General features: G+C 47.1%; 16 protein-coding genes. 9 read left to right on the top strand and 7 right to left on the bottom strand.

Annotated features, from left to right (window positions below):
• Window positions 1-109: 109 nt before the first annotated feature.
• Window positions 110-313: a hypothetical protein gene (locus tag B5P39_RS25010; protein ID WP_088212411.1), complete on the top strand. Its 204-nt coding sequence runs from the start codon at window positions 110-112 to the stop codon at window positions 311-313.
• Window positions 314-360: 47 nt separating this feature from the next.
• Here B5P39_RS25010 and ald read toward each other — a convergent pair whose 3' ends face one another.
• Entirely contained in the window at window positions 361-1,476 is a 1,116-nt protein-coding gene (gene ald / locus B5P39_RS17345) for an alanine dehydrogenase (protein ID WP_011622728.1), read from the bottom strand.
• Between the two features lie 180 nt (window positions 1,477-1,656).
• Between ald and lrp the strand changes: the two genes are divergently transcribed.
• The 7 genes from lrp (at window position 1,657) to B5P39_RS25005 (ending at window position 9,081) form a co-directional block, all read left to right on the top strand.
• Complete coding sequence (lrp, locus tag B5P39_RS17340; RefSeq protein ID WP_007647640.1) at window positions 1,657-2,163, top strand: leucine-responsive transcriptional regulator Lrp; 507 nt, start codon at window positions 1,657-1,659, stop codon at window positions 2,161-2,163.
• A gap of 321 nt (window positions 2,164-2,484) precedes the next feature.
• Window positions 2,485-5,238, top strand: a complete 2,754-nt coding sequence (locus B5P39_RS17335) for a DNA translocase FtsK (RefSeq protein WP_088212410.1) — start codon at window positions 2,485-2,487, stop codon at window positions 5,236-5,238.
• A gap of 69 nt (window positions 5,239-5,307) precedes the next feature.
• Window positions 5,308-5,928 carry an outer membrane lipoprotein chaperone LolA gene (lolA, locus tag B5P39_RS17330; protein ID WP_088212409.1) on the top strand — a complete coding sequence of 207 codons (621 nt, stop codon included), beginning with the start codon at window positions 5,308-5,310 and terminating at the stop codon, window positions 5,926-5,928.
• 8 nt (window positions 5,929-5,936) lie between these two features.
• Window positions 5,937-7,268, top strand: a complete 1,332-nt coding sequence (locus B5P39_RS17325; protein ID WP_088212408.1) for a replication-associated recombination protein A — start codon at window positions 5,937-5,939, stop codon at window positions 7,266-7,268.
• Complete coding sequence (crcB, locus tag B5P39_RS17320) at window positions 7,261-7,635, top strand: fluoride efflux transporter CrcB (RefSeq protein WP_011622732.1); 375 nt, start codon at window positions 7,261-7,263, stop codon at window positions 7,633-7,635. Before B5P39_RS17325 ends, crcB begins: the two co-directional genes overlap by 8 nt.
• A gap of 18 nt (window positions 7,636-7,653) precedes the next feature.
• Window positions 7,654-8,940 (top strand): serine--tRNA ligase, encoded by a 1,287-nt coding sequence (serS, locus tag B5P39_RS17315; RefSeq protein ID WP_088212407.1) that lies wholly within the window; start codon window positions 7,654-7,656, stop codon window positions 8,938-8,940.
• A gap of 18 nt (window positions 8,941-8,958) precedes the next feature.
• Window positions 8,959-9,081, top strand: coding sequence for a hypothetical protein (locus B5P39_RS25005; RefSeq protein WP_011622734.1), 123 nt, complete (start codon window positions 8,959-8,961; stop codon window positions 9,079-9,081).
• A 67-nt stretch (window positions 9,082-9,148) separates the two neighbouring features.
• Here the strand turns inward: B5P39_RS25005 and B5P39_RS17305 are convergent, their stop codons facing one another.
• The 6 genes from B5P39_RS17305 to punR form a co-directional block, all read right to left on the bottom strand.
• Complete coding sequence (locus tag B5P39_RS17305; RefSeq protein WP_088212406.1) at window positions 9,149-9,487, bottom strand: TusE/DsrC/DsvC family sulfur relay protein; 339 nt, start codon at window positions 9,485-9,487, stop codon at window positions 9,149-9,151.
• Window positions 9,481-9,762 (bottom strand): sulfurtransferase complex subunit TusB, encoded by a 282-nt coding sequence (gene tusB / locus B5P39_RS17300; RefSeq protein WP_011622736.1) that lies wholly within the window; start codon window positions 9,760-9,762, stop codon window positions 9,481-9,483. Before tusB ends, B5P39_RS17305 begins: the two co-directional genes overlap by 7 nt.
• On the bottom strand, window positions 9,762-10,118 hold the full coding sequence (gene tusC, locus B5P39_RS17295) for a sulfurtransferase complex subunit TusC (RefSeq protein ID WP_011622737.1): 357 nt from the start codon (window positions 10,116-10,118) through the stop codon (window positions 9,762-9,764). The genes tusB and tusC overlap by 1 nt, the downstream gene beginning before the upstream one ends.
• A gap of 14 nt (window positions 10,119-10,132) precedes the next feature.
• Window positions 10,133-10,522 (bottom strand): sulfurtransferase complex subunit TusD, encoded by a 390-nt coding sequence (gene tusD / locus B5P39_RS17290; protein WP_176399986.1) that lies wholly within the window; start codon window positions 10,520-10,522, stop codon window positions 10,133-10,135.
• A gap of 59 nt (window positions 10,523-10,581) precedes the next feature.
• A complete protein-coding gene (locus B5P39_RS17285) occupies window positions 10,582-11,241 on the bottom strand; it encodes a Bax inhibitor-1/YccA family protein (protein ID WP_011717039.1) in 660 nt (219 codons plus the stop codon).
• A 259-nt stretch (window positions 11,242-11,500) separates the two neighbouring features.
• The gene (punR, locus tag B5P39_RS17280) at window positions 11,501-12,403 is read right to left on the bottom strand and encodes a DNA-binding transcriptional activator PunR (protein ID WP_039977075.1); all 903 of its coding nucleotides are present in this window, start codon (window positions 12,401-12,403) and stop codon (window positions 11,501-11,503) included.
• Window positions 12,404-12,518: 115 nt separating this feature from the next.
• Here punR and punC point away from each other — a divergent pair, with 115 nt between their 5' ends.
• Window positions 12,519-13,790, top strand: coding sequence for a purine nucleoside transporter PunC (gene punC / locus B5P39_RS17275; protein ID WP_088212404.1), 1,272 nt, complete (start codon window positions 12,519-12,521; stop codon window positions 13,788-13,790).
• The last annotated feature ends 16 nt before the right edge of the window (window positions 13,791-13,806 follow it).

The raw sequence follows: 13,806 nt of genomic DNA, 5'->3' as shown, positions 1-13,806 counted from the left end.
TAAATATCTAATCAGTTCAAAGCCTCGCAGGCATTTCAATCCAAGGCGCATTGACGAAGAAATGGTTATTCCCTTTTAAGTCAATGTAACACCGGAGTGGGATGCCTGTGTGGCTCCCAAAGGGCAGGTTTCAACGCGCTTTATACTGCGTTTAAGACTTTCGACAGAGCGCCACTATGCCTTCAAGCCTTCGCCTTGTCTAAAGCGCGTTGAATTCCCGCTGAATGAACAGATATTTAATACGGTTGGTATTAAACCCTGCACGGGTGTAGATATTTGTGATCAACATAAAAAATCGGCCTCAACAGAGTGAGGCCGAACAAAGCAGAGTAGGTCAGAAGGACCTAGGCTCTCATATGATTAGGCTAATAAACTTGCTGGCGCTGTGTACTCAAGATTTAATGCTTGCGCCACTTCTTTACAAACCAGTTTGCCGTGCATCACGTTCAAACCGTTCAGTAAGTGTTTGTCTTGTAGTAGGGCAGCTTTATAACCTAAGTTAGCTAACTTAAGGATATAAGGCAGAGTCGCGTTATTCAGGGCGAAGGTTGAAGTGCGGGCAACAGCACCTGGCATGTTCGCGACACAGTAATGCACTACATCATCAACGATGTAAGTTGGATCTTGGTGAGTCGTTGCATGTGAAGTTTCCACACAACCACCTTGGTCGATTGCTACGTCAACGATAGCACTGCCAGGCTTCATACGTGCGATCATGCTACGTGTCACAAGCTTAGGCGCCGCAGCACCTGGAATTAATACGCCACCAATCACGAGATCAGCTTCTAATACATGGCGCTCGATCGCATCGGCAGTTGAGTAAACAGCCTTAACTGCAGAACCAAATTGTACGTTTAAGCGACGCAGTGCATCGATGCTACGATCAAGTACAACCACATCAGCACCCATGCCCACAGCCATTTGTGCGGCATTGGTACCAACCATACCACCGCCGATGATCACAACTTTTGCAGGCTCTACACCTGGAACACCGCCTAAAAGCATGCCGCGGCCACCGGATGATTTTTCCAGCGCCATCGCACCCGCTTGGATTGACATGCGACCAGCCACTTCTGACATTGGGGCCAGCAAAGGTAAGCCACCACGGTCATCGGTTACTGTTTCGTAAGCGATACATACGGCACCACTTTTAATTAAATCTTCAGTTTGCGGTAAATCCGGCGCTAAATGCAGATAAGTGAATAAAATCTGGTCATGACGCAGCATAGCGCGTTCGACTGCTTGAGGCTCTTTTACCTTTACTATCATCTCTGCTTTAGCAAAGACTTCAGCAGCAGTTGCTAATATTTTGGCACCTGCATCAACATAATCCTGATCTGAAAAACCAATTCCCGTGCCGGCATTCGTTTCGACAAACACTTCATGACCTTTGATGGTCAATTCGCGAACGCTTGAAGGAACCATACCGACACGATACTCGTGGTTTTTAATTTCCTTTGGTACACCAATAATCATTTTTGAGCCTCAATTGCCTGAAAAACCCACTTTTAATGGGCATAATTGTTATTTTATCGTGACCTGAACGTGATTAATTCAGGGATATCTAGTATAGTATCGGCGACGCAGTTTATGCTGCTGAACTTTAGACATACGTAGAATGAAATGTTGTTTTAGTGATAAAGCAAGGTTAAATAAATGGCATATAATAAAAAGAGTCCTGTAAAAGACTTGGATCGCATCGATCGCAACATTCTTAATGAATTACAAATTGATGGACGCATTTCAAATGTGGAACTGTCTAAAAGAGTAGGATTAAGTCCCACTCCGTGTTTAGAAAGAGTGAAACGACTCGAAAAGCAAGGATATATCAACGGCTATACCGCCTTGGTTAATCCTCATTTCTTGGGTGCATCCCTACTGGTATTCGTGGAAATCACCTTGAGCCGTGATACTCCCGAAGTATTTGATAAGTTTAATCGCGCTGTGCAACTGTTAGATGATATTCAAGAGTGTCATCTGGTTTCTGGTGACTTTGACTACTTATTGAAGACACGTGTTTCTGATATGTCAGCTTATCGCCGTTTACTCGGTGAGACGCTGCTAAAATTACCTTCAGTGTCCGATACCCGTACTTACGTGGTGATGGAAGAAGTGAAACACACGAGTCGTGTCGCGATAAACCATCTGCTCTCCGATATTTAATACCCTGAACGTCTACAATAAGGGGCCTAGGCCCCTTATTTATTCCTACGCTCGCCGTTTCGAACTCAAAAATGACCTTGCTTAGCCCTTAGGTTTGCCAGCTTAAGGGCGAATTTTTATCTGGTTTTTATCTTCTGTTCCGCGGGTAAATTGGTTGCATAATAGTCAGTTAATGCTGAAAACCTGTGCTTTAGGTCATTAGCGCCGATTTTTTGCCTTGTACCAGTAATTCTTAGGATAAAAACGCCCTAAGATGCTCCACATTTAGTTGGATTCTGGTATCGTTAGCCCACCTGTTTTCATTTTTATGGATTAAGTCGTTTGTCTCAAGGAAATAGTGTACGCACGCTCTCAGGCCTGCAGCGTCTGCTCGAAGGCGGACTCATCATTTGCTGTGTTTTAGCCACCTATATTTTGCTTGCCTTAACCAGTTTTAGTCCGTCGGATCCGGGCTGGAGCCAGTCTCATTTTCAAGGCGATATCAAAAACTGGACGGGTGCAGTAGGGGCGTGGATTGCCGACATTCTGCTGTACTTTTTTGGCGTCACGGCTTACATCATGCCGATCATTGTGGCCTCTACAGGTTGGCTGCTTTTCAAACGCGCCCATGATTTATTGGAAATTGACTATTTTTCAGTTGCACTGCGCATCATAGGTTTTCTACTGCTTATTCTTGGTTTTTCAGCATTAGCCAGCATGAATGCTAATAACATCTATGAGTTTTCCGCAGGCGGCGTGGCAGGGGATGTTATCGGCCAAGCCATGTTGCCGTATTTTAATAAGCTCGGTACTACCTTGTTGCTGCTGTGCTTCTTAGGCTCTGGCTTTACACTGTTAACCGGGATCAGCTGGTTGACTGTGGTCGAGAAGGTCGGCTTTGTTTCCATTTGGTGCTTCAGAAAGCTCAAACGTCTGCCACAGGCGTTAAAACGTGAGCGTGAAACCGAAGATACCCGTGGTTTTATGACGGTCGTTGATAAGTTTAAGCAGCGCCGTGATTCACAGCACCAGCTTGAAAAAGCCCGAGTGCGCGAGCCTGAAGTCGCACCGAGCCGCATCTTTACCACTCGCCCAGTGAAGGAAGAAAAGGAAGAAGTCAGCGACGAAATTATCACCGAAGCGAGTACAGGCAAGGGCAAGCTGTCAGCGCTCGCAAAAATCTTGAGCTTAAACAGCAATAAAGCCAAGGCTGAACCTAAAGGCCAACAACGAGTTGAGCCCCAATTGGATCAAGCCAGCGCCGTGGCTGAACATGGCCATTTTGAGGCGCCGCCTTGGGTGGCTAAGCCTAAAGAGGCCGAGTTAGATTTAGATGATGAAACTGAATTCAAGGCGCACGTTTTCGAAGATGAAGATGACGACGATGAACCCGTATTCCATCGTGAAACCATGCTCGATGACGAGGATGAAGACGAGTTGGGTTTCAACGATGAAGATGTCATCGATTTTGATACTAAAGCCTCAACGGGCGCAGTGACTCAGGCGCAACGTCAAAAAGAAGCGCCAAAAGCGAAGATTGTCGATGGCATTGTGGTCTTACCGGGACAAGAAGATAAACCTGTTCCAGCAAAACCTATGGATCCGCTGCCAAGCATCAGCTTGCTGGATGTGCCTAATCGTAAAAAGAATCCGATAAGCCCTGAGGAATTAGAACAAGTTGCCCGCTTAGTCGAGGCCAAGCTTGCCGACTTTAACATTGTGGCCACAGTGGTGGGGGTTTATCCCGGTCCTGTGATCACCCGTTTTGAGCTGGATTTAGCGCCAGGCATTAAAGCCTCTAAGATTTCAAACCTCGCCAACGACCTAGCACGTTCACTGCTGGCCGAGCGTGTGCGTGTGGTTGAAGTCATTCCGGGTAAATCCTATGTGGGTCTCGAACTGCCGAACAAGTTCCGCGAAACCGTGTACATGCGTGATGTGCTCGATTGCGAAGCCTTTACCGAGAGCAAATCCAACCTGACCATGGTGCTTGGCCAAGATATTTCCGGCGAACCTGTAGTGGTTGATTTAGGCAAAATGCCGCACTTACTGGTTGCCGGTACTACGGGTTCGGGTAAATCGGTCGGGGTGAACGTGATGATCACCAGCTTATTGTATAAGTCTGGCCCTGAAGATGTTCGTTTTATCATGATCGACCCGAAAATGCTGGAATTATCAGTTTATGAAGGCATCCCACATCTACTCTGTGAAGTGGTTACCGACATGAAAGAAGCGGCCAATGCGCTGCGCTGGTGTGTGGGTGAGATGGAGCGCCGCTACAAGCTAATGTCTATGATGGGCGTTCGTAACATCAAGGGTTATAACGCGAAGATTGCCGAAGCGAAAGCCAATGGCGAAGTGATTTTAGACCCCATGTGGAAGTCATCTGACAGCATGGAGCCAGAGGCGCCAGCCTTAAATAAACTGCCATCGATTGTGGTTGTCGTCGACGAATTTGCTGACATGATGATGATTGTCGGTAAGAAAGTGGAAGAACTGATCGCCCGTATCGCCCAAAAGGCCCGTGCTGCTGGTATCCATTTAATCCTCGCGACCCAACGTCCATCGGTGGATGTGATCACGGGCTTAATCAAGGCCAACATCCCGACACGGATGGCCTTCCAAGTGTCGTCCCGTATCGACTCCCGTACGATTTTGGATCAGCAAGGCGCTGAAACCTTATTGGGTATGGGTGACATGTTGTATTTACCACCCGGCACCGCAGTACCAAACCGTGTCCATGGTGCCTTTATCGATGACCATGAGGTTCACCGTGTGGTGGCTGATTGGTGCGCCCGTGGTAAACCACAATACATTGATGAGATCCTCAATGGCGTGAGTGAGGGCGAACAAGTGCTCTTGCCGGGTGAAACCGCCGAATCCGATGAAGAATATGATCCCCTTTATGATGAGGCCGTCGCTTTCGTGACCGAAACCCGCCGTGGTTCGATTTCTAGCGTGCAGCGTAAGTTTAAGATTGGTTATAACCGCGCAGCACGTATTATCGAACAAATGGAAATGCAGGGAGTGGTCTCGGCGCAGGGCCATAATGGTAACCGCGAAGTGCTGGCACCGCCGGCCCCGAAACACTATTAATGTTAAGCTAGATGTCAGTTTGAACTCGCCATAATGCGGCGAGTTCAACTTTTAGTCCAAAGGATACCTATGAAAAAACTGTTGTGTGCTGTGTTGTTATCACCATTGTTATACAGCAATGCAGTATTGGCCGATGACGCAACGCAATTGCGCGAAACCTTAAACGGCACTGAGTCTCTCAAGGCGGATTTCAAGCAAACCGTTACCGATATCAATAAAAAGGTTATCCAAACGGGCGCGGGTGTATTCGCGCTTGCCCATCCAAACCAGTTCTATTGGCATTTAACCGCACCCGATGAATCCCAAATTGTCGCCGACGGTAAAGATTTATGGATCTATAATCCTTTTGCCGAAGAAGTGGTGATTATGGATTTTGCCGAAGCCATTAATGCATCGCCCATCGCCTTATTAGTTCACCGCGATGACGCCACTTGGTCACAATATAGCGTGGCCAAGCAGCAAGACTGTTATGAAATCAAACCTAAGGCCACGGATGCGGGAATCACCTCGGTCAATGTCTGTTTTAACAAAGGCATACTAAATAGATTTAATGTGCTCGATGATAAAGGCAACCTGAGCCAGTTTGATTTGAGCAATCAACACAGCATTAGCGCTGCGGATAAAGCGTTATTTAAGTTCGTGTTGCCAGAAAACGTTGATGTGGATGATCAACGTCTTAAAACCCAATAGGTTTACGCGTGAGCAGTTTATCGTTTAATTTTGCGCCTGATTTTCGTCCCTTAGCCGCGCGTATGCGGCCAAGGACGATTGCCGAGTATATAGGTCAAGCCCATTTGTTGGGGGAAGGCCAACCACTGCGCCAAGCATTAGAAGCGGGCCGTGCCCATTCGATGATGTTATGGGGACCGCCGGGCACAGGTAAAACGACACTTGCCGAACTTATCGCCCATTATTCCAATGCCCATGTTGAACGCATCTCGGCGGTCACCTCGGGTGTGAAAGATATCCGCGCCGCCATCGAGCAGGCCCAAGCCGTTGCCCAGTCCCGTGGACAACGCACCTTGCTGTTTGTCGATGAAGTGCATCGCTTTAATAAGAGTCAGCAGGACGCCTTTTTGCCCTTCATTGAAGATGGCACAGTGATTTTTATTGGAGCGACCACTGAAAACCCTTCATTTGAAATCAATAACGCCTTGCTGTCGCGGGCACGTGTCTATCTTATCAAGCGCTTAAGCCAAGACGAGATAGTGCATATCATCACCCAAGCCTTAACGGATCCCGAACGTGGGTTAGGGCAACGTCAGTTAGTCATGCCAACTGATGTGCTCAATAAGCTGGCGCAGCTCTGTGACGGCGATGCGCGCAAAGCGCTGAACCTGCTTGAATTGATGAGCGATATGGTGGCCGATGGCGGCAGTTTTACCACTGAGATGCTAGTTCAAGTGGCCGGCCATCAAGTGGCAGGGTTCGATAAAAATGGCGATCAGTTTTACGATTTGATTTCGGCGGTACATAAATCGATTCGTGGCTCTGCGCCCGATGCCGCACTGTATTGGTTTTGCCGTATTCTAGAAGGAGGCGGCGATCCACTATATGTTGCCAGACGCTTATTAGCCATAGCCTCGGAAGATGTGGGCAATGCAGACCCTAATGCCATGACAGTCGCGCTCAATGCCTGGGATTGTTTCCACCGCGTCGGACCTGCCGAAGGTGAGCGGGCGATAGCCCAAGCAATTGTGTATTTAGCCAGTGCACCTAAGAGTAATGCCGTTTACACCGCCTTTAAAGCGGCGAGGGCGCTCGCACGCGAAACCGGCCAAGAGGCCGTGCCTTATCATCTGCGCAATGCGCCGACCAAACTCATGGCGGAAATGGGTTTTGGCGCCGAATATCGCTATGCCCACGATGAACCCAATGCCTATGCCAGCGGCGAGAATTATTTCCCCGAACCCTTACAAGAGTCGCAATTTTATTTCCCGACCGAACGCGGATTTGAGAAGCGGATTAAGGACAAATTGGCGCAATTAGCGCAATTAGATCAAGCCAGTGGGAGAAAAAGGTATGAATAATCTCTTACTTGTGGCCTTGGGTGGTTCCATTGGTGCGGTTTTTCGCTATCTTATTTCAATATTCATGATCCAAGTATTTGGCAGCAGTTTTCCTTTTGGTACACTGTTGGTCAATGTCCTCGGTTCATTTTTAATGGGCGTCATTTACGCACTGGGACAAATGAGTCATATCAGCCCAGAACTCAAAGCCCTGATCGGCGTTGGCCTATTAGGCGCTTTGACAACGTTTTCAACTTTCTCAAACGAAACTTTATTGCTGATGCAAGAAGGAGATTGGTTGAAGGCGGCTTTGAATGTGGTGTTGAACCTAAGTCTATGTTTGTTTATGGTTTACTTAGGCCAACAACTGGTTTTTTCTCGCATTTAACTATTAAGAATATATCACATGTTAGATCCTAAATTTTTGCGCAACGAATTAGCAGTTACCGCTGAGCGATTAGCTACCCGTGGTTTTATTTTAGATGTCGCTCATCTCACTCAATTAGAAGAAAAACGTAAGTCACTGCAAGTGGCGACTGAAGAGTTACAAGCTTCGCGTAATGCTATTTCCAAGTCCATCGGACAAGCAAAAGCCCGCGGCGAAGATGTGGATGCCATCATGGCGCAGGTTGGCGATTTAGGTGCGCAATTAGATGCGAAGAAAGTCGAGCTGGCCGCGGTACTTGAAGAAGTGAACGCGATTGCTATGTCGATGCCAAACCTGCCAGATGAGTCTGCGCCTATCGGTGCTGATGAGACTGAAAACGTCGAAATCCGTCGTTGGGGTACACCACGCAGCTTCGATTTTCCAGTTAAAGACCATATCGATTTAGGTGAAGGCCTAAACGGTTTAGATTTTAAGAGCGCAGTGAAAATCACTGGTTCACGCTTTATCGTCATGAAGGGCCAAATCGCCCGTTTAAACCGTGCATTAGGTCAGTTCATGTTAGATCTGCACACTACTGAGCACGGTTATACCGAAGCTTACGTACCATTACTGGTTAACGAAGCAAGCTTACTGGGTACTGGCCAATTGCCTAAGTTTGGTGAAGACTTGTTCCACACCAAACCTGCGACCGAAGAAGGCCAAGGTTTAAGCCTGATCCCAACCGCAGAAGTGCCATTAACGAACCTAGTGCGTGACAGCATTGTCGATGAAGACGAATTGCCGATTAAGTTAACCGCGCATACCGCTTGTTTCCGCAGTGAAGCGGGTTCATACGGTAAAGATACCCGTGGTCTTATCCGTCAGCACCAATTTGATAAAGTGGAATTAGTGCAACTGGTTAAGCCTGAAGACTCAATGGCGGCGCTCGAAGCGCTAACTGGCCACGCTGAAACCGTACTGCAACGCCTAGGTCTGCCATACCGCACAGTGATCCTGTGTACCGGTGACATGGGCTTTGGTTCAAGCAAAACCTACGATATTGAAGTGTGGTTACCAGGGCAAAACACTTACCGCGAGATCTCTTCATGTTCAAACATGAAGGACTTCCAAGCACGTCGTATGCAAGCACGTTACCGCGTTAAGGCCGATAACAAGCCAGCCTTGCTGCACACCTTAAACGGCTCAGGCCTCGCGGTAGGTCGTACTTTAGTCGCGATTTTAGAAAACTATCAAAATGCCGATGGTAGCGTGACGATTCCTGAAGCACTGCGTCCATACATGGGCGGAATGACTCAGATCGGTTAATTGGCGTAACACAACACCATGGATAAAGGTCAACGTTATCTTCGTTGGCTTTCCTACACCGCTGTCATCGCCGTGTTTTGCGCAGTGATGTTGGCCACCCTAGGTAAAGCCGTCTGGGTTGTGTTAGAAAACGTGAAATAGCACGACTCAAATAAAAAGGTATATTCCACTGGAATATACCTTTTTTGTTAGCAGAATCGATTAAAGCTTAAATACACTTGGCAGGTTTAGGCAGGCCCGCAATCTTTGTCGCCTGTTTGGCAGGACCCACCGGAAAGAGGGTATAGAGGTACTTAGAGTTACCTTTATCCGGCCCTAAGCTTTGACCAATCGCTTTGACTAACACGCGAATTGCAGGGCTAGTTTTATATTCCAGATAAAAATCCCGAACAAAATTAACCACTTCCCAGTGGGCACTGGTCAGTTCAATCTGTTCTTCTTGGGCTAATAGCGGCGCCATATCCGGCTGCCAGTCGGCGATATTCTTTAAATAGCCTTGATGGTCGCGTTCAATTTCGACGCCATTGAATATAAGCGGATTTACCACGTGATCACCTTATCGTGCTGCAAAGATTGAGCGACAAACTCGTTGTAATCAATCTGACTAATGTTTTTAAGACGTTCCGTTAAGCCGCGGGCGATGACATCGTCTTTGAGTACCATCACCTTAAAGGGCGATAGCGCCATGGCCCATTGGCGCAGTAATAATGCGTTAACGCCATCGCTCGAGAGTAAAATCGCATCCTCTTTGCAAGCATAACGTAGGCAAAGTTTGAGGGCATTGTCTCGGCTGGGCGAGGTTTGAATATGATGTAAAATCATTAGAATACTAAGACCTCATCGACGGCTTTTAAGTGAGCTGAGATGGCTTCATCGTTTAAGATAGTCACCGGAATAGACAGCAAGCCATGGCTTAAACCGTAGTCACCTAAAGATTGTTTGCAGGCGAACACTGATTCGATGTCGTACAGCGGGAGCGCTTTTAGCGCCGCGAGGTAATCTTTACCGCCGATAAGTTCGGGCTGTTGGTCTTTAAGCAGATGCAACACGCCTTCATCGACAAACACTAAACTCACTTCTTGCTCAAAACTGGCGCTTAACAGGGCAAAATCTAAGGCTTCGCGGCCTTTAGTAGTGCCATGGGGCGCGCTTCGGAACAATATACAGATTTTTTTCATAGCATTTCCGAAGCTTAAAAGCAGATCAAACGATCGGCTGATTCAATTCCCGTGACCAGTTCACCCAGTCCACCCATAATAAAAGAATGTTCCACATTCCAGTGGTTTAGCCCGTTCTCCGTAGCCTCTTGCTGCGAGACTATGCCGCGTCTTAATGCAGCAGAAACACAGTTCACGAGGGAGACTTGATGCTCGGCCGCCAGTTGTTTCCAGCCTTTAACCACATCATATTCATCGGATGCGGGTAAGTTAAAGTCTGTCGAGTTATACACGCCATCCTGATAGAAAAACACGCAGACAATCTCATGTCCGCTTTGCAGGGAGGCTTGGGTGAAACGTAGGGCATTCACGCTTGCCGACGTGCCATAAGCTGGCCCGTTTACTTGGATAATAAATTTGCTCATCATAAAAAAAATGGCCCTAAAAGTAGGGCCATTTTAGCGTAAGTTTCCCGAAAAGGGGATTAATCATCGTTACCAATGCCAAGCAAATGCAAAATGGCAATAAACAGGTTTAAAAAGTCCAGATACAGGGAGATAGTGGCGCGGATGTAGTTAGTCTCGCCGCCATTCACGATACGGCTAGTATCGAACAGAATAAAGCCGGTCATTAACAGCGCAAGACCCGCGTTAATTGCCATAAAGGCCACACTGTTACCCACGAAAATGTTAATCAGCGCAGCAGCGATTACTACAATCAATCCGGCGAACAGGAAACCACGTAAGAAAGAGAAATCTTTCTTTGTTGTGACTGCATAGGCCGAGAGTGCAATAAAGATAACCGAGGTTAATCCTAAAGCTTGCATGATAAGCTCAGAGCCATTGGTCATGCCGGCATAGTGGTTAAGCATGTAACCTAATGAGGCGCCTTCCATACCCGTAAAGGCAAATACCCAGAAGATGCCCGCAGCCGAATCGGCTTTGCGTAGGGTAACGAACAACAGCACTAAACCACCGATAGATAAACCGAGTGACATCAGGGGGCTGATATTGAGTGCCATCGCTAAGCCTGCACACAACGCCGAGAAGGCGAGGGTCATGGCCAACAATAAATAGGTATTTTTAAGAAGTTTATTCACTTCTAAGGTGGATGCACTCGCTGAGTACAAAGTTTGCTGAGTCATATCTTTCTCCATTAGCTTTTAAATCCAAACTGATCATTTTGATTTTTAACGGGGACGAGAGTTCCCATTAATATCGTAAATCCAGTAAAACTGGGTGAATACTACCGAAAACAGCGCTGGGCTTAAAGGATTCACGCCACAAATAACAAGTTGTAATGACTGATTTTTCTGTGCTACCAAACAATTCAGCCGTATTTCGTTACACCAGTGCAACACAAAGACTTTAAAACAAGCTTAATCCTATGGTAATGCAGTAATATTACGCCAACCATTCACGGTGTAATTTATCGGTATCCCCTAAGTAGTCGAGCACCCAGGCGAGGGCTGGCGACATCTTATCGGCGTTCCATGCTAAGCAACAGGGGCTGGTTAATTTAGGATTTTCAAGCTGCTTTTCAACCAAGGCGCCCGCTTTAATAAATACGCTGGCTAAATGAACTGGCATATAGCCGATACCTAGTCCCTCTCTAAAGCAGTTAATCGCGCGGATCCAATCCGGCACTACGAGTCTGCGTTGATTCTCCAGTAACCAGGTCATGCGCTTAGGAATTTCCCGCGAGGTATCTTCCAAACAAATGGAGGGGAAGGGACGCAGTTCATCATCGGTCAAGGGGCGATCAATACTGGCTAAGGGATGGTTTTTACTCACCAAAAATGCCCATTGGATATCGCCCATGTCCTTATACTGGTATACACCACCTACAGGGATAGCAGTGGTTGCGCCAATGGCGATATCACTGCGCCCGGTTGCAAGTGCCTCCCACACCCCGTTAAAGACCTCGATGCGGATGATAAGCTCAATATCATGGAAATGGCGGTAAAAGTCGGCGATTAATACGCTAATTCTGTCGGCACGCACTATGTTATCTAAGGCGATAGACAGTGTGGGTTGCCAGCCGTTGGCCACACGCTGGGTGCCGCGTTTCATCTCATCCATTTGAGTCAGCAAGTTTCTGGCTTGCTTAACAAAATGCTCTCCCGCGGGGGTCAAGGTCACGCTGCGGTGGTGGCGCTCAAATAACACGACGCCAAGTTCTTCTTCGATTTGTTTAACGGCATAACTGACCGCAGAAGGGACCTTGTGCAGTCGATTGGCTGCCGCCGTAAAACTCCCCACCCGGGCCACGATATCAATGAGTTCTAACGCTTGTTCCGAGAGCATAGCTGACATCCATTGTGATGAAAATAATTGATAGCATCTGTCAAAAATAAACGTTTCCAATCAAATTAACAAGTATTTAGACTGCACGCCTTAAGTCTTTTGACATGATTATTTTATGAAAACGTCTAGTAATATCTTTGTAAATATGAAGTTTTTTATATTTTTATTCTATTTGGCCTTATTGAGCATGTTAGGCTTTATTGCCACTGACATGTATTTACCTGCTTTCAAAGCAATTGAAAGTTCGTTCAATTCTTCACCGTCACAAGTGGCAATGTCGCTCACCTGTTTTCTGGCCGGTTTAGCCTTAGGGCAACTGATTTATGGCCCTTTGGTCAGTAAACTCGGCAAACGTTATGCTCTTATCCTCGGCCTTGGCATTTTTGCGCTCGCCAGTGTGGCCATCGCCAATAGCGATTCGATACTGATGCTGAACATCGCTCGCTTCTTCCAAGCCGTAGGCGCCTGTAGTGCAGGGGTCATCTGGCAAGCGATTGTGGTCGAACAGTATGATGCCGAAAAAGCGCAGGGAATTTTCAGTAACATTATGCCGTTAGTGGCATTATCACCCGCATTAGCCCCCATCCTTGGTGCTTATATTCTGAACGATTTTGGATGGCGTGCAATCTTTATCTCATTGTGTGTGATTGCCTTTTTATTGGTTTTGATGACCTTATACTTCGTGCCGAGCCACGCAGAGCATCAGGATACTAAGCCAAGCGCGGTTTCCTACGGCAAGATTTTGAAAAATACCCGTTACCTTGGCAATGTGGTGATATTTGGTGCCTGTTCGGGTGCATTTTTCGCATACCTTACTGTGTGGCCGATTGTGATGGAGCTACACGGCTATCAGGCAACTGAGATTGGGCTGAGTTTTATTCCGCAAACCATCATGTTTATTGTGGGCGGATACGCGAGTAAGTTATTGATAAAACGCATTGGTGCCGACCATACACTCAACGTATTGCTGACCATTTTTGGACTCTGCGTTATCTCAATTGTGTTTTTCACCTTATTAATAAAGGCGGAAACCATTTTCCCACTGCTGATTTCCTTCTCGATACTCGCAGCGGCGAACGGGGCGATTTATCCGATTGTGGTAAACAGTGCTTTGCAGCAATTCACTCAAAATGCGGCTAAGGCGGCAGGATTACAGAACTTTTTGCAAATCACCATCGCCTTTGGCGCCTCAAGTTTAGTCGCGCTCTGGGCAAGTTCAGGAGAAGTCGCCATTGGTTGGGGCATTCTGAGCTGTTCATTAGTAGTGATCTTGGGTTACCTGTTAAAAACCGAGCAAACTTGGGCTGATTTTGCTAAACACTTTACTGCGCCGGATCCTGCTCGTCTTGGGATCAATGCAGATACGAAGCAAAATCAAGCAGATTGAATGTAATACGAGCAGT

Source organism: Shewanella sp. Shew256, assembly GCF_002196695.1.
In the GTDB taxonomy this organism is placed as follows: Bacteria; Pseudomonadota; Gammaproteobacteria; order Enterobacterales; family Shewanellaceae; genus Shewanella; species Shewanella mangrovisoli.
Note: the sequence above shows the minus strand (reverse complement) of the source record. Positions and strands in the feature narration are given on the sequence as shown.